Source organism: Paraburkholderia sp. RL17-337-BIB-A, from assembly GCF_046025895.1.
GTDB lineage: Bacteria > Pseudomonadota > Gammaproteobacteria > Burkholderiales > Burkholderiaceae > Paraburkholderia > Paraburkholderia fungorum_C.
On the sequence record NZ_JARESY010000002.1, the window covers coordinates 1108086 to 1124208 of the forward strand.

Annotated in this window: 15 protein-coding genes; 12 read left to right on the top strand and 3 right to left on the bottom strand. The window is 62.5% G+C overall.

The features are described 5' to 3' along the window. Positions 1 to 205: 205 nt before the first annotated feature. A complete protein-coding gene (locus P0D84_RS25940) occupies positions 206 to 643 on the top strand; it encodes a hypothetical protein (protein ID WP_408341519.1) in 438 nt (145 codons plus the stop codon). A 217-nt stretch (positions 644 to 860) separates the two neighbouring features. Beyond that, a complete protein-coding gene (locus tag P0D84_RS25945; RefSeq protein WP_408341520.1) occupies positions 861 to 2051 on the top strand; it encodes a M20 aminoacylase family protein in 1191 nt (396 codons plus the stop codon). Positions 2052 to 2272: 221 nt separating this feature from the next. On the opposite strand, the gene P0D84_RS25950 is transcribed toward P0D84_RS25945, so the two are convergent. Next, positions 2273 to 3097, bottom strand: a complete 825-nt coding sequence (locus P0D84_RS25950) for an IclR family transcriptional regulator (protein ID WP_408341521.1) — start codon at positions 3095 to 3097, stop codon at positions 2273 to 2275. A 206-nt stretch (positions 3098 to 3303) separates the two neighbouring features. Here P0D84_RS25950 and P0D84_RS25955 point away from each other — a divergent pair, with 206 nt between their 5' ends. The 8 genes from P0D84_RS25955 (at position 3304) to P0D84_RS25990 (ending at position 11713) form a co-directional block, all read left to right on the top strand. Then, on the top strand, positions 3304 to 4008 hold the full coding sequence (locus tag P0D84_RS25955) for a FadR/GntR family transcriptional regulator (RefSeq protein ID WP_408341522.1): 705 nt from the start codon (positions 3304 to 3306) through the stop codon (positions 4006 to 4008). An 11-nt stretch (positions 4009 to 4019) separates the two neighbouring features. Next, entirely contained in the window at positions 4020 to 4976 is a 957-nt protein-coding gene (gene ltnD / locus P0D84_RS25960; protein ID WP_408346004.1) for an L-threonate dehydrogenase, read from the top strand. A gap of 15 nt (positions 4977 to 4991) precedes the next feature. After that, positions 4992 to 6302 (top strand): 3-oxo-tetronate kinase, encoded by a 1311-nt coding sequence (otnK, locus tag P0D84_RS25965; protein WP_408341523.1) that lies wholly within the window; start codon positions 4992 to 4994, stop codon positions 6300 to 6302. Further along, the gene (otnC, locus tag P0D84_RS25970) at positions 6299 to 6961 is read left to right on the top strand and encodes a 3-oxo-tetronate 4-phosphate decarboxylase (RefSeq protein ID WP_408341524.1); all 663 of its coding nucleotides are present in this window, start codon (positions 6299 to 6301) and stop codon (positions 6959 to 6961) included. The genes otnK and otnC overlap by 4 nt, the downstream gene beginning before the upstream one ends. Before the next feature lie 98 nt (positions 6962 to 7059). Further along, a complete protein-coding gene (gene otnI / locus P0D84_RS25975; protein WP_408341525.1) occupies positions 7060 to 7848 on the top strand; it encodes a 2-oxo-tetronate isomerase in 789 nt (262 codons plus the stop codon). A gap of 87 nt (positions 7849 to 7935) precedes the next feature. After that, entirely contained in the window at positions 7936 to 8916 is a 981-nt protein-coding gene (gene denD / locus P0D84_RS25980; protein WP_408341526.1) for a D-erythronate dehydrogenase, read from the top strand. A gap of 465 nt (positions 8917 to 9381) precedes the next feature. Further along, positions 9382 to 10584 (top strand): 3-oxoadipyl-CoA thiolase, encoded by a 1203-nt coding sequence (gene pcaF / locus P0D84_RS25985; RefSeq protein WP_408341527.1) that lies wholly within the window; start codon positions 9382 to 9384, stop codon positions 10582 to 10584. Between the two features lie 556 nt (positions 10585 to 11140). Continuing rightward, entirely contained in the window at positions 11141 to 11713 is a 573-nt protein-coding gene (locus P0D84_RS25990) for a hypothetical protein (protein ID WP_408341528.1), read from the top strand. 353 nt (positions 11714 to 12066) lie between these two features. On the opposite strand, the gene P0D84_RS25995 is transcribed toward P0D84_RS25990, so the two are convergent. After that, complete coding sequence (locus P0D84_RS25995; protein WP_408341529.1) at positions 12067 to 12447, bottom strand: DUF2917 domain-containing protein; 381 nt, start codon at positions 12445 to 12447, stop codon at positions 12067 to 12069. A gap of 533 nt (positions 12448 to 12980) precedes the next feature. Here P0D84_RS25995 and P0D84_RS26000 point away from each other — a divergent pair. Beyond that, a complete protein-coding gene (locus tag P0D84_RS26000) occupies positions 12981 to 13352 on the top strand; it encodes a lysozyme inhibitor LprI family protein (RefSeq protein WP_408341530.1) in 372 nt (123 codons plus the stop codon). A gap of 213 nt (positions 13353 to 13565) precedes the next feature. After that, entirely contained in the window at positions 13566 to 14597 is a 1032-nt protein-coding gene (locus tag P0D84_RS26005) for a hypothetical protein (protein ID WP_408341531.1), read from the top strand. Positions 14598 to 14774: 177 nt separating this feature from the next. Here P0D84_RS26005 and P0D84_RS26010 read toward each other — a convergent pair whose 3' ends face one another. After that, positions 14775 to 16106: an MFS transporter gene (locus P0D84_RS26010; protein ID WP_408341532.1), complete on the bottom strand. Its 1332-nt coding sequence runs from the start codon at positions 16104 to 16106 to the stop codon at positions 14775 to 14777. Positions 16107 to 16123 lie beyond the last annotated feature (17 nt).

Here is a 16123-nt window from a genome sequence, read left to right on the forward strand (position 1 = left end):
AACCCTCAAGTCTTTCAAACTGAATCCGATAAGAAAGGCGGAGGCGGATTTGTGCGCACGCGGGTAACAGGCCTACGGCTATTGCTACGGCCTCGAGGGCCATGGCTAGCTGACTGAATGGACCAGCCGGCCCGGCCAGTGCAATTCGATTGGTCACGCAGAAAGCGCAAATTCAATATCTACATTCTTATCTTGAGTGAGTTTTATGATTAAGCGATTCATGTTTTTCGCCTTGATTGGCGCGACGTTCCAGGCGCACGCGTGCAATGTTACTTACAGCACGGCATCCGACAGTGTTGATAAAGCCATAACGGAACAGGGATGGGATTTTAAAAATTACGACATCATCTGCGAAAAATTGAGAGCGGCCAACGCTGCGTTATTGGTTGACGGGCAGGCTACCGTTTTGGGCGGCAAGTCGATTGCATGGGCCTCGGTCAAGCTGAGGGAAAAGAATCTGACGATTTTTACCGCTGACTATGGCGGAAAATCAACGCAAACAAATGACTATGCAAGCATCGATAAGGCGGATTCGATGCTGATAACTGCTATCAACAGGGCCGTTGAAAGCGTTGACGTTGATAAGGCTATTAAATCCCTGGCCGAACAACGTAGCCTGGTAAAAGCGGCATACTCAAAGTAAGCCTGTCAATTCGGCCCGCTCAGGCCGCGGTGTTCCACGTCGACGATCGCGCCGACTGCATCCTTCGTCGGCGAAGAGTCGCGGAACAATTCAGTCTTTGTCACAATGGGATCTTTGCCGGCCGGTGTCGACCCCGGCCGGCTTCGAACAAAACGGCGTAGCTATAGGGCTAGCCTGTTTGCCGCGCGACGCGGCGTGAATTCCCATGGAGCGATAGATGAGCGAAGCCGCGCGTTTTACCGAAGTGTCCGACCTGGCGCCTGCAACCGAGAGCCTGCGTGAGATTCGCCATCATATCCATCACCATCCGGAGCTCGCCTACGAGGAAGTGCAAACCGGCGCATTGGTGGCGCAGAAGCTCGAGCAATGGGGCTGGCAGGTCACGCGCGGCGTCGGTCAAACCGGTGTGGTGGGTACCTTGAAGGTGGGTGACGGCACGCGCAGCATTGGTATTCGCGCCGACATGGACGCGCTGCCGATCATTGAGCAAACTGGTCTGCCCTACGCGAGCGGCACGCACGGCAAGATGCACGCATGCGGCCACGACGGCCACACGACGATGCTGCTCGGCGCCGCGCAACACCTCGCCGCCACGCGCAATTTTTCGGGCACCGTGCATCTGTACTTCCAGCCGGCCGAGGAAAGCGGCATCGACAGCGGCGCGATGAAGATGATCAACGACGGCCTGTTCGAGCGCTTTCCGTGCGACGCCGTGTTCGGTCTGCACAACCATCCGGGCGAAGAGCCGGGCGTGATGCTGTTCCGCAAGGGGCCGTTCATGTCGGCGGGCGACAAGGCGATCATCACGATCGAAGGCGTCGGCGGTCATGCGGCCCGTCCGCATCTGACGGTCGATCCGGTGGTGGTGGCAGCGAGTATCGTGATGGCGTTGCAGACGATCGTCGCGCGCAACGTCGATCCGTCGCAGCCGGCGGTGGTGACTGTCGGCTCGATGCATGCGGGCACCGCGAACAATGTGATCTCCAGCAGCGCGAGGCTGGAATTGAGCGTGCGTTCGTTCAGCCCCGAAGTGCGCGCGTTGCTTAAGAAGCGCATTACCGAACTCGCCGAAAGCCAGGCCGCGAGCTATGGCGGCAAGGCGGTGGTGGAGTACATTGAAGGTTATCCGGTGGTGATCAATTCGGATGCCGAAACGGATTTCGCGATACAAGTGGCGCGCGAACTGGTTGGCGACGACAAGGTGGTCGAGCAGACCGACATCCTGATGGGCAGCGAAGATTTCGCTTTCATGCTGCAGAAGCGGCCCGGTACGTTCCTGCGCATCGGCAACGGTGCGGGCGAGGACGGCTGCATGGTGCACAACCCGCATTACGACTTCAACGACCGCAATCTGCCGGTCGGCGCGGCCTTCTGGACGCGGCTGGTGGAGCGGTATCTGGGGCAATGAAGAGCGCATGAGGTGTAAATCAGGCGCCTCAGCTGCGCATGACGAGCCGATGAACGGGCGGCAAGTTCGCCCCCTTCAGCCACACAACCATGACGACGGGGAAGACCCACGATGAGCGCTGCAACGGATGCGGGCCGCGGTCGGCGCCATCCGGACAGGTGGCGGGCGCGCGTGAGAAAGGCGTGAGAAGCGCGTGCCTCTATCGTGATCCCTGCATCTGATCACCCTCTCCGCGCCACCATCTCCGAGACCGTCTGCGCGGCCTGCTGCAACGGTTCCAGAAACACCTTCACCATCTGCCTGGCCGAATTGCGCTGCGCGTTGCCGCTGATATTCATCGCCGCGATCACGCGCCCCTGGCGGTTGCGAATCGGCGCGGACAGCGAGATCAGACCGCCTTCCAGCTCCTGGTCGACGATCGCCCATCCCTGGCGGCGCACCTGTTCGATCAGCTTTTTCAACTCTTCCTTGTCGGTGACCGTGCGCGGCGTGTGCGCGTAGAGCGGCGAAGAGTTCAGCGTCGCTTCGAGCGCTTCGTCGTCGAGCGCGGACAGCAGCACGCGGCCCATCGACGTGCAATACGCCGGCAAGCGGCTGCCGATCGACAGGTTGATGGTCATGATCTTGTGCGTCGGCACGCGCAGCACGTAGACAATCTCGGTGCGGTCGAGCACGGCCGCCGAGCAACTCTCGTGGACCTGGGCCGACAGGCTTTCCATCACCGGCTCGGCGAGGTTCCAGAACGGCATCGAGGTCAGATACGCGAAACCGAGGTCGAGAATCTTCGGCGTGAGGCGGAACAGGCGGCCTTCGGCCTCCACATAGCCGAGCGTCTGCAAGGTCAGCAGGATGCGGCGTGCGCCGGCGCGGGTCAGGCCGGTGGCGGCGGCGACGTCAGTGAGCGTCTGTTCGGGGCGGGTGGCGTCGAATGCACGGATGACCGAGAGGCCTCGCGCGAACGACTGCACATACGAGTCGCCCGGTTTGTCCGCAGCCGGTTCGGCGCTGACAGGATCGGCGGAAGACGGCGGCAGGGCTTTGCTCATGGACCTTGAAAGATGCGTTCGAAGAAGGGCGCACAGCGCTCGCGCGATTCAGCCGGCGCGATGCTGCGCAAAGGCGTGACGATAGCTTAAGCGTTCTGTTTCGCCAACTTTGCCTGCTTTTGCTAAAAAAACTCAGGGTTTGCATGGATGCAGTCAAGTTTCAAAATTTGTATGATGACCCGACAACATGATCCATTGGGGCATCCATGTTCGAGAAGATTCCTGCCCGCGCGCTAAGCGACACTGTCGCGCAGCAGCTGCTCAAGCAGATCGACAAAGGCACCTTCGCGAGCGGCGGCAAGCTGCCGACCGAGGCGGTGCTGGCGCAGCAGTTCGGCGTGAGCCGCACGGTGATCCGTGAGGCGATTTCGCGGCTGAAGAACGAAGGCGTGGTCGAGCCGCGGCAGGGCAGCGGCGTGTTCATCGCCGCGCACGGCGCGATCCGGCCGCTGCGCATCGACTACGCGGAGGCGGTCGAAGCGGGCTCGGTACTGCAAATCCTCGCGCTGCGCCGGGCGATCGAGGCGGAAGTTGCCTCGGAAGCCGCCATGCACCGTAGCGACGCGGACATGATGTCGATCGACGCCGCGCTCGCCAAAATCGACGAAGTGGTGGCCGAAGGCGAGAACGGTGTCGCCGAAGACGTCGCTTTCCACCGCGTCATTGCCGCGGCCACCGGCAATCCGTATTTCCTCAAGACGCTCACCTTCCTGAATCAGTACCTCGAAGCCGGCACTGTGGTGACGCGGCGAAACGAGGCCCTGCGCGATGACTTCACACGCCAGGTGCGAGACGAGCATGCGGCGATCGTCGCGGCAATTCGGGCGGGCGATCCTCTGGCGGCGCGCAATGCGGCGAGCACCCACATGTACAACGCGGCACGGCGGCTCGCGGAAGCGGGTGTTGACTGAATTGAACTGAACTGAAGAGAACAGAGGCGAGCCGGGTTCCACCGGGGCGCTGGCGGTTAACCAACCTGGAGTCGAGCATGTCCAGAAATGTCGGTGTTATCGGGCTCGGAGCGATGGGCATGGGCGTCGCCCGCTCACTGCTGCGCGCGGGCTTTCAGGTCCACGCGTGCGATCTGCGCAGCGAGATCCTGCAAGCGTTCGTTGCGGCTGGCGGCGTCGGCTGTGCGTCACCTGCCGAGCTCGGTGCGCAATGCGAAGTGGTCGTCACGCTGGTCGTGAATGCGGCGCAAACCGAAACGGTGTTATTCGGCGCGCAAGGCGCGCTCGCGGCGATGAAACCAGGCAGCGTGGTGATTGCGAGCGCAACCGTGGCGCCGGACTTCGCGATCGACCTCGGCCAGCGCATCGAAGCGGCCGGCTTGCAGATGCTCGACGCGCCGGTGTCCGGTGGCGCGGCGCGTGCCGCGTCCGGCGAAATGACGATGATGACGTCCGGCCCGGACGCTGCCTATGCCGCGTGCGAGGACGTGCTGGCCGCGATGGCCGGCAAGGTCTATCGGCTGGGCTCGACGCACGGTGCGGGCTCGAAGGTGAAGATCATCAATCAGTTGCTGGCGGGCGTGCATATCGCCGTGGCGGCCGAGGCGATGGCGCTCGGTTTGCGCGAAGGCGTGGATCCTGACGCGCTGTACGAGGTCATCACGCATAGCGCGGGCAATTCGTGGATGTTCGAGAACCGCGTGCCGCATATTCTGAGAGGCGATTACACGCCGCTCTCCGCGGTCGATATCTTCGTGAAGGATCTGGGCCTCGTGCTCGATACCGCGCGCCGTTCGAAATTCCCGTTGCCCTTGTCGGCGGCGGCACATCAGATGTTCATGATGGCGTCGAGCGCGGGGTACGGCGGCGAGGACGATGCCGCGGTGATCAAGATTTTCCCCGGCGTCGATTTGCCGGCGGCTAAGTAAGCGCGGGAGCCTGCCATGACCACTTTGTCCAGACGCGCATTGCTCGGCTGCATCGCCGACGATTTCACCGGCGCCACCGATCTCGCCAACATGCTGGTGCGCGGCGGCATGCGCACGGTGCAGACGATCGGTGTGCCCGCATCGAACGAACTCGTCGAAGCCGATGCGTTGGTCGTCGCGTTGAAATCGCGCACGATTCCCGCCGCCGAGGCGGTCGCCCAATCGCTCGCCGCGCTCAAGTGGTTGCGCGCGCAAGGATGTCGCCAGTTCTTTTTCAAATACTGCTCGACCTTCGATTCGACCGATGCCGGCAACATTGGTCCGGTCACGGACGCATTGCTCGACGCATTGTCCGCTGAGGGGGGAGCAACGGCTTTCACGATTGCCTGCCCGGCATTTCCCGAGAACGGCCGCACGATCTATCGCGGCTATCTGTTCGTCGGCGATGCGTTGCTGAACGAATCGGGCATGGAAAATCATCCGCTCACGCCGATGCGCGATGCGAACCTCGTACGCGTGCTCCAGCGGCAAACCGGATCGAAAGTCGGCCTCGTGCGTTACGACACGGTGGCAAAAGGCGTGTCGGCCGTACGCGAATCGTTCGATGCACTACGCGGCAACGGCGTGCGAATGGTGATCGCCGATGCGGTATCGGACGCCGATCTTTACGTGCTGGGGGAGGCCTGTGCCGATCTCACGTTGATCACGGGCGGTTCCGGCGTTGCGCTAGGCCTGCCTGGCAACTTCCGTCGCGCCGGCATGCTCGCGCAAGGCAATGATGCCGCGCAATTGCCGCTTATTGAAGGATTGTCGGCGGTGCTGGCAGGCAGCGCTTCGAAAGCGACCAACGCGCAAGTGGCGGCCTGGCGCGAAACCCGGCCCGCGTTCCGCATCGATCCGCTTGCGGCGGCGCGCGGCGCGCCGATGGTCGAGCAGGCGCTGGCTTTTGCGCAGCCGTATCTGGATAAAGGCGAACCCGTGCTGATCTACGCCACCGCCACGCCCGACGAAGTCAAAGCGGTGCAAGGCGAACTCGGCGTCAACGAAGCAGGACACCTGGTCGAATCCACGTTGGCATCGATCGCACGTGGTCTGCGTGAGCGCGGCGTGCGCAAGTTCGTGGTGGCGGGCGGCGAGACTTCGGGCGCCGTGGTGCAGGCGCTCGATGTGCGCACGCTGCGGATCGGCGCGCAGATCGATCCCGGCGTACCCGCCACGGCAACGACGGACGCCGAACCGCTCGCGCTCGCATTGAAGTCCGGCAACTTCGGCGCGATCGACTTCTTCGAAAAGGCACTGCGTCACTTCGATGGAGCCGCGTCATGACCGGCACAGCCGCACTCCTCACGACGAACGAAGCACGCGTGCGCGAAGAAATCTGCGTGACGGGTGCGAGTCTTTATCAACGCGGCTATACGGTGGGCAGCGCCGGCAACATTAGCGCGCGCCTTGAAGACGGCTGGTTGATCACGCCGACCGATGCGTGCCTCGGCCGGCTCGATCCGGCCGATATCGCCAAGGTCGATTTCAACGGCCATGCGGTATCCGGCGGCAAGCCGTCGAAAACGCTGGCGCTGCATCGGGGCATCTATGCGCGCAACGGCGAGGCGCGCGGCATCGTCCACACGCATTCGACGCATCTGGTTGCATTGACGCTCGCCGGCGTATGGCGCGACGACGACGTTTTACCGCCGATCACGCCGTACTACGTGATGAAAGTGGGTCACGTCCCCCTGATTCGTTACAAGCGTCCCGGCGATCCGCAGGTGGCCGAGCAGATCGCCGCCCTTGCGGGCACCGTTCGCGCGGTTTTACTTGAGCGCCTTGGTCCCGTGGTATGGGAGCGCTCAGTGGCGCAGGCGTCGTATGCGCTCGAGGAACTCGAAGAGACGGCGCGCTTGTGGCTGATGACGAATCCGCGGCCCACGCCACTCGACGATGCGGCGCTCGACGAACTGCGGACGCTGTTCGGCGCGCGTTGGTAGACCGACCAACCAATCGCGAGATAGAAAGCTTGCGTGCGGAGCATGCCTTCATCGCCGCTTCCGCACGCTGAAACCAATTATTTCAAGGAGTTGCCGCCATGCCTCGTTTCGCTGCCAACCTGACCATGATGTACAACGAACACGCGTTCCTCGACCGTTTCGCCGCTGCGGCAAAAGACGGTTTCAAGGCAGTGGAGTTTCTGTTTCCCTACGATTTCCGTGCCGGGGAAATCAAGGCCCGGCTCGACGCGAACGGTCTGACGCAGGCGCTCTTCAACGCGCCGCCTGGCGACTGGGCCGGGGGCGAACGCGGCATTGCATCGCTACCGGGTCGCGAAGACGAATTTCGCCGCAGCGTCGAAACCGCGCTCGATTACACGCGCGTGCTCGGCAATCGCAAACTGCATGTGATGGCCGGGTTGATTGGTGCGGATCAGTCGCGGGCCGCGCATCGCGAGGTGTACCTGAAGAATCTCGCCTATGCCGCACAGGCCGCGCAAGCGGAAAACATCACCGTCGTGATCGAGCCGATCAATACACGCGATATGCCGGGTTTCTTTCTGAATCGTCAGGACGATGCACAGGCGATTTGCGCGGAAGTGGGCGCGCCGAATCTCAAGGTGCAATTCGACTGCTATCACTGCCAGATCGTCGAAGGCGACCTTGCGGTGAAGCTCAAGCGCGATATGGCCGGCATCGGCCACATTCAGGTCGCTGGCGTGCCCGAGCGCCATGAACCCGATATCGGCGAAGTGAATTATCCCTATCTATTCGAGCTGATCGATACGCTTGGTTATGACGGCTACATCGGTTGCGAATACCGGCCGCGGGCCGCCACGTCGGCAGGGCTCGATTGGGTCAGGCCATATTTGAATGCCGCTCGCTGACAAGAAAAGGGCAAGGCCAAACCGGGGCAACGCCAAACCAGGGCAACGCCAAACCAGGGCAACGTCAAACCAGGGACAAAGCACATCATGAAAGTACTGATCACCGGCGGCGCGGGTTTTCTCGGCCAGCGTCTCGCACGCGAACTGTTGACCCGTGGTTCCTTGAAGGACGCGGACGGCAAGCAACAAGCCATTACCGAACTGGTGCTGCTCGACGTCGTGCACGGAAGCGATTTCGGCGACAGCCGCGTGCGCACGGAAGTGGGCGACATCGCCGAGCGCAGCGTGCTCGACCGTGTGATCGACGACAAGACCGCCGCAATCTTCCATCTCGCCGCGATCGTCAGCGGACAGGCCGAGGCGGATTTCGATCTCGGCATGCGCATCAATCTGGACGCGTCGCGCCTGCTGCTGGAAATCTGCCGGCAGCGCGGGCATACACCGCGGGTGCTGTTCACGAGTTCGGTGGCCGTGTATGGCGGCGATCTGCCCGAGGTCGTGCAGAACGACACCGCGCTGAATCCGCAATCGTCGTACGGCGCACAGAAGGCGATCGCGGAACTGTTGCTCAACGATTACACGCGGCGGGGTTTCGTCGACGGAAGGGTGTTGCGGCTGCCCACCATTAGCGTGCGGCCGGGCAAGCCGAATGCGGCGGCGTCGTCGTTTGCGAGCGGCATCATTCGCGAGCCGTTGAACGGCGAAACCTCGGTGTGTCCGGTCGCGGGCACGACGCGTTTGTGGCTGCTGTCGCCGCGCAAGGCCATCGAAAGCCTGATCGCCGGACTCGAGCTCGATTCCGCTGCGCTCGGCAACCAGCGCGTGTTGAATCTGCCGGGGATTTCGGTGAGTGTCGACGAGATGGTGGCGGCACTGCGCGAGGTGGCGGGCGACGAGGCCGTGAAGCGCATTGTGTGGGAGCCGGATGCGCGGGTGGAGAAGATTGTCGGCAGCTGGCCGGGGCAGTGGGACCACGCGCGTGCCGAACGGCTCGGGTTGAACGGCGATCGCAGCTTCGTCGATGTGATTCGCGCCTATATCGCGGACGAGGGGATTCAGATCCGCTGATTAGGGCGGCATCGGCGTATCGGGCTTGATGTTTCAACGGCCATGCTGGACAGCAGAACGCTCCAAAGCGTCGTGCCGGCGGGTGTAACCGCACTTTGCCGGCACAAGCGCGTCGATCTTCAGACGTTTTATTCGGCCATTGCCCAAGGCCGCGGGCCTGCACGTATTCCCTGATCCGGGGCGGCCTTCGCTTGACAGGGTTTCCGGCACACGCCTATTATCGAGCCTGGTTGTTCGATATATGACCTTGTGTTCTTGTATCGAACAAACGGCCCCAAGTCGGAGCCCATCGTTCATCATCCTGCGCTAAGCTGATCTATCGCGACGGTTGCCATGCAGGCGTTCCCGTCGCGCCCGCCGGGTCGATGCCACACGGCATCCCGCCGCGTCACGCGCAAGCAGCCGGCGCCGCGAAGCGATCCCCGCTCGGCGTAGCGCACGCAGCACATCAACTGGAGACATCACATGACCGAAGCATTCCTTTGCGACGCGATTCGCACCCCCATTGGCCGCTATGCGGGTTCACTGGCGTCGGTTCGTGCCGACGATCTGGGCGCGGTGCCGCTCAAAGCGCTGATGGAGCGCAACAAAGACGTCGACTGGAACGCGATCGACGACGTGATCTACGGCTGCGCGAACCAGGCCGGTGAAGACAATCGCAACGTCGCGCGCATGTCGCTCTTGCTGGCCGGTTTGCCGCAAGGCGTGCCGGGCTCGACGGTGAACCGTCTGTGCGGCTCGGGCATGGACGCCGTCGGCATTGCCGCTCGCGCGATCAAGTCGGGCGAGGCCGCGTTGATGGTGGCCGGCGGTGTCGAAAGCATGAGCCGTGCGCCGTTCGTGATGGGCAAAGCCACCAGCGCGTTTTCGCGCCAGGCAGATATCTTCGACACGACGATTGGCTGGCGTTTCGTCAACCCATTGATGAAGCAGATGTACGGCGTCGATTCGATGCCGGAGACCGGCGAAAACGTCGCAACGGACTACAAGATCAGCCGCGCCGATCAGGACGCTTTTGCGCTGCGCAGTCAGCAGAAAGCCGCACGCGCGCAACGCGACGGCACGCTCGCGCAGGAAATCGTCGGCGTGACGATCGCGCAGAAGAAGGGCGATCCGATCACCGTCTCGCAAGACGAACACCCGCGCGAAACCAGCCTTGAAACGCTCGCCAAACTGAAGGGCGTGGTGCGCGCGGACGGCACCGTCACGGCAGGTAACGCGTCAGGCGTGAACGACGGCGCAGCGGCGCTGCTGCTTGCCAACGAAGAAACCGCGAAGCGCTTCGGCCTCACACCGCGTGCTCGCGTGCTGGGTATCGCAACGGCAGGTGTCGCGCCGCGTGTGATGGGCATCGGCCCGGCGCCCGCCACGCAGAAATTGCTGGCCCGCCTGAACATGACCATCGACCAGTTCGACGTGATCGAACTGAACGAGGCATTCGCCTCGCAAGGTATTGCCGTGCTGCGCACGCTCGGCGTTGCGGACGACGACGCGCGCGTGAATCCGAACGGCGGCGCGATTGCGCTCGGCCACCCGCTCGGCATGAGCGGTGCGCGCCTCGTGACCACCGCGATGTATCAACTGCATCGCACGCAAGGCCGTTTTGCGCTGTGCACGATGTGCATCGGCGTGGGTCAAGGCATCGCGATCGCTATTGAGCGTGTGTAACGGTTTGGCGCTCGCGCGGCGAGCGCCAAAGCGTCTTTGGCGTTGAGGCTTCGCGTATAGCGCGGCCGTGACCCTATGATGAGCAGCCCCTTCGCCCCGGCGACGGGGCTGTTTTATTTGGTGCGCATTGCATGAATTCACCGGCTATTGAATTTTTGTTTAATCGGTGTTAATGACGGATTCGATTGCATTGCGCTGAATGCCAGCGATAAGAATTAATGCACTATCGGACTGCCATGCAGTATGCGTTTAATGCTTTTCGCATATCACGCATTGCTGCCGAATATATGGATTACAGAAAGACTTAAAGCAGTGTTGTCAACCGGAAAGATGACACTGCGACGCCATGTTGCGGCATTTCGTATCAAGCCGCCGGGTAATTTAAAAATCACGATATAAACAATCGTAGCTTTTTGTAAGGCATGTACAATCGTTGCGCCACACTCGTTTTAGTAATTGATATCCTGAAGATGTATGCATTCGTGGCGTTAATCGGCATCCTGCGGTTTCAGATCGCCGTCACGCCAGACCGAACAATTTCTCAAGGAGCGCGTAAATGAAGGCAGCGACGATTGGAGCAGCTTTGATGGTAGCGGCTTTCGCCGCAGCACAACCGGTGTGGGCGCAAGACGCGTTGGCCAGTGCCGCGCAGGGCGTCGTCGGCGCAGTGCAACCGGTGCATGTGAAGGCGGAGATCGTCGGTATCGATCCGGGCAGCCGCACGCTTACGCTCAAAGGGCCGGGTGGTAACGCGGTGGTCGTGCTGGTGAGCCAGCAAGTTGCCGGGTTCGAACAATTGAAGATCGGCGATCGGGTGGATGTGCTGTACAAGAATGCGTTGCTGGTGAAGGCCGACAAGGTCACCGGCAAGGACAAGGGCATTCGTGCGCGCGTCGATACGCAGGTGTATGCGCCGGCCTCGGGCGGCTTTGAATCCGCACGCCAGATCGAGGTGCTCGCCACCGTGCAGAAGATCGATCACAAGAAGCGTCTTGTCACGCTTCGCGGTGCGTATCAGACGCAATCGCTCGAAGTCGGACCGGACGTCGATCTGAAGGGGGTCAAGGTCGGCGATACGATTCATGCGGTATTCGTTTCGGCAGCGGCCGTGCAGGTGACGCAGCAATAGCTGTAAGAGCCGCCATCGCCGCCATCTCCGCAACTGCGGCAACCGCCGCTATCGCCGTCATCACCGTAATCGCCGTAACCGTCGCGATGGCGGTGAAGTAAACGCCACGCCAGTAAGCGAGCGGCCCACGTTCAAGCAGCACGACGCAGCCGCTCAACGCGGCATGCCCTCGCTCCTCGAAGCTGGCATGACCGATCGGCAAACACCCCTCGCTGCAGGGGTGTTTGCTTTTGCGCGTGACGAAAGCCCGATCATCGGATCGCGATGGGACACGGCTAACGAGTTGCCGCGCCCCAACCCCAACCATGCGAGCCGCCTGAGCCACCGCCTGACCGGATCACCACGGGACACCACTACCGAGTCGCCGGCGCGCCCAGACCCAACCATGCGAGCCGCCCGAGCCAACGCCTGACGAGACCGCGTCTGGCAGGCAACGCGCAACTCAACGACACACGCGCGGTGCGTTCATCACCCGTGCTGAGCCACACGCGTTCGCCGCGTTGCAGACGGAACTCGTGGCCCGGTTCGAGCCAATGATCGTAAGGCGAGTTGACGCGCGTGAGCCATAGACGCGCGCCCTGCACACGAAGCGTGCTGTCGGCATCGACACGCCACGTGAGCGTTGCGCCTGGCACTACGGAAAAATGTATGACTACCTTCGGCAGACGCTCGTCCTGTTGATACGCAGACAGACTTGAGTCGTCATCCATGCACTGCGGGCTTGCCTGATCCATCTTGCTCTCCGTCATCGAGCCGGCGGACGGAGGCGCCCACAAAACAAAAGGCCCCTTCCGTTACCGGCGGGGCCTTTGGGTCTTGTTTGCAGATTCAGACTGCTAACGCGCACATGCTCCCAAATGCCTGCCGATCATGGCATGCATGGTTGGTTTTTTAATCGCGAAGGCGATGGAGGTGTGCGTCAACATGCGAATGAGTGTGCCGTTTTGCCGGATGTCTTGTCAATAAAAAAATCGCAATGAATTCAAACGACAACACGAGGCGCGCAAGATCCGTCCGGCTTGCTTGCTTGCCGCGCCGCTGCGGCGAATCTGCGCGGCGAGTGCGCTTCGCAATGCGTAACGCTTGCGTCGCGTTGCGTTGCCGGTGTCCTCGCCCCGGCGTTCGGCCAGATAGCGAGCGCTTCCGCGTCAGCGCATGATGATCGAGCCTGGCGTCCGGGCAGCGCCGTTGGGCGCTGCCGTGCCGCGTGACCGTATCCTGTCCTATGTGTAATCAGGCGACGTGGTCCGCCACGTCCGGAGGAATGATGAAGAGAGAACCCTGTCGCTGGATCGGCCGCAGTGTGCGTCACGCCTTGCTCGTCAGTTTCGTGCTTGGCTCCGTTTCGAGCTTTGCGGCCAGCTTCGACTGCAATCGCGCACGCATGCCCGACGAAAAGGCGATATGTGCTTCCCGGCACTTGAGCGAGCAGGATGTCGAGATGGCCGTGCGCTATCAGATGTTGACGGGCCTGGTGGCAATGGGCACGCGTGGGGACATGCAGGACGAACAGCAGGCATGGCTGAAAACAAGGCAAGCATGTGGCGGGAATCAGGCGTGTCTGGATACGGCGTATCGGAGTCGCATTCAAAGGCTCAAGGACGAGTACGCGAATCTTGCTAGCCGCGGGCCATTCTGACGGGAAGCCGGCGGAATCCGACTCGTAACAAGTTATGTCGAGCTATGTCACGGTGCGTTCGAACCGCCCGAAAACCCTTGTCCAGCAAGCCTCTTTCAGGGTGAAACAGGATGACATATCTTCGCTGCTGATTAAATTCAGGCGTCCTTCTATAGTCCGTTTGTCGCCACGCCGCAGTACCCGGAAGTGGCCCAAAACCAGCAAGGACATACCGTGAAAAACCGTTCGTTTGACGCTCCAGCCACCGCCGTTTGCTCTGTCTGCGTGACCACCTCCGCATCCTTACGCGGCACTTTGCGCAAGTTCGTGCTCAGCGCAACCGTCGCCGTGCTCGCGCTTGGCAGCGCTTCGGCTTTCGCCTGGTCGGAACATGGCACCGCCTACACCTCGCGCGGCACCTACAACGGCGCGCGTTACGGTTCGTGTGGCGGCGGCAGTTGTTCGCACGCTGGCGGCGTAGCCGGCCCCTACGGCGGCGTGGCGACCAACACCGGCACGGTGACCCGCAACGCGCCCGGCCAGTTCTCGAATTCAGGCACCGCGACGGGACGCTACGGCAATCAGGTCCAGCACGCCGGCGATACCAGTTGCGCGGGCGGCACCTGTTCCCACACCGGCACCCTCACCGGACCGGACGGTAAAACCGCGACCACCTCCGGCGACGTGACCAGGACCGCGCCTGGCCAGTATTCGTCGTCCGGGGCGATCACCGGATCAAACGGCAATACGTTCGATCATTCGGCATCGACTAACTGCGCGGGGGCTTCGTGCTCACGTTCGGGCACGGTGACCGGCTCCGGCGGCGGTACCGTCTATCACGCTGGTACGGCCACGCGGGTTGCGCCGGGCGTTGTGACGACGTCGACGAGCACTACGGGTACGCACGGCAACACGGTGACGACAAGCGGAACGGTCGTGACCACTGGCGTCGTCACGACGGGTGGCACGGCGGTCGTGGTTGCGCCGAAGCCGGTCGTGGTCGTGCCGCCGCCGGTTGTGTACGCGCCGCCGAAGCCGGTCGTGGTCGTGCCGCCGCCGGTTGTGTACGCGCCGCCGAAGCCGGTCGTGGTCGTATCGCCGCCGGTTGTGTATGCGCCGCCACCGGTCGTCTACCTTCCGCCGCCGCCCCCGCGTGCTGTGTATGTCGCCCCGCGCATGGTCTATGTGGCGCCGGCGCCGCGCCCTGTCGTGTGGGTGCCGGCGCATTGGGTGGGGAACGTCTGGGTGCCGGCGCACTGGTCATGAGTGAAACGCGCGAGTGAGCGCCGGCGACGAGGCCAGGCAAATCGGTCCGTCGTCGACGAGCGAGCGGGGGAGTACGCAGGCGGTCCGGTCAGTTAAACGGGTCACCTTAAACGAAGACGGCCGGTTGTTCCGGCCGTCTTCGTGAGTTGATGGCGAATATGCCGCTGATGCCGCAACCTAAACCGCTTCGTGCCCGGCAATTTTTGTCGTTCGAACGCGTGGGAGCAAGGGCAACGGCTCCACCTTGCCGACAAGGAACAGATAAGACAGGGCGCCGACAATGCATAACGAGCCTGCCACCATCAGCGGAATCACGAACGAGCCTTTTGTGATCGCCAGCATGACGCCGGTAAACGTGGTGATGAAAATGCCGGCGAGATTCCCCGCAAAGTTCTGAATGCCGCCGAGCGATGCCACGTGAGCCGGTGTCGGCGCGACTTCGCCAACCAGGGTCCACACATTCGCGCCGGCGAACGACAAACTCGCATAGGCGAGAGCGAACAAGGCAAGGCACGCCCACGTGCTTTGAACGAACACCGATAGCGCTATCGACGACGACAGAAGCATGCCGAGCACAAGACATGTCTTGCGTGCGGCGGTCGCGCTCCAGCCACGTTTGAACAGATTGTCCGACACCATGCCGCCAAGCCAGCCGCCAGGAATGGCCAGCAGCGCCGGCAGCATGCCCCAGGTCCCGAGCGACGCGAGCGAGAATCCGCGCGATTGCAGCAGATAACTCGGGAACCACGTGATGAAAAAGTAAATCGCGAAGTTGAGGCAGAACAGCCCGATCATCATGCCCCACACCGTCCGATAGCGAAACAGATCGAGCCACGAGACGGTGCCGGTGCCGGTGCTCTCGGCAGTGGTGGCGGTGTCGGCAGTGGCGGAGCTCGCCGCGCGTTGTGCCAGCAGGGCGTCGACGGCCGCGGGTGCGATGGCTCGATACCGCTCCGGGTCACGATAGATGAACCACCAGGCGAGTGACCACACGACGCCGAGGCCACCTGTTATCACGAACGAGCCGCGCCAGCCGACGATGGATATCAACCACGCAACGAGAGGCAGGGAGAGCGCCGAACCGACGCGCGAGCCGCTGTCGAAGATGCTGCTTGCGAGGCCGCGCTCGCTGCGCGGAAACCAGTTGAACGCGACCTTGGCGAACGACGGAATCGCCGCCGCTTCACCGACGCCGAGCATGAGCCGCACGCCCACGAGTTGCGCGAGACCGCGTGCCGCGCCGGTGGCGATCGTGAAGGCCGACCACCAGCCGACCGCCAGCGCCAGACTCACGCGCACGCCGACCTTGTCGATGAACCAGCCGGCCGGCAGTTGCAGGAACGCGTAGGTCCAGAAGAACGCGCTGAGCACGAGCCCCATGCCGACCGCGTCCAGACCCAACTCCGCGCGAATGCTCGGCGCGGCGATCGCGAGGTTGGCGCGATCGACGAAGTTGATGACGTTGGCGAGGAAACACATGAAGATCATGGCCCATCGGATGCGTGGCATGGAAGTCTCCGTCCGGA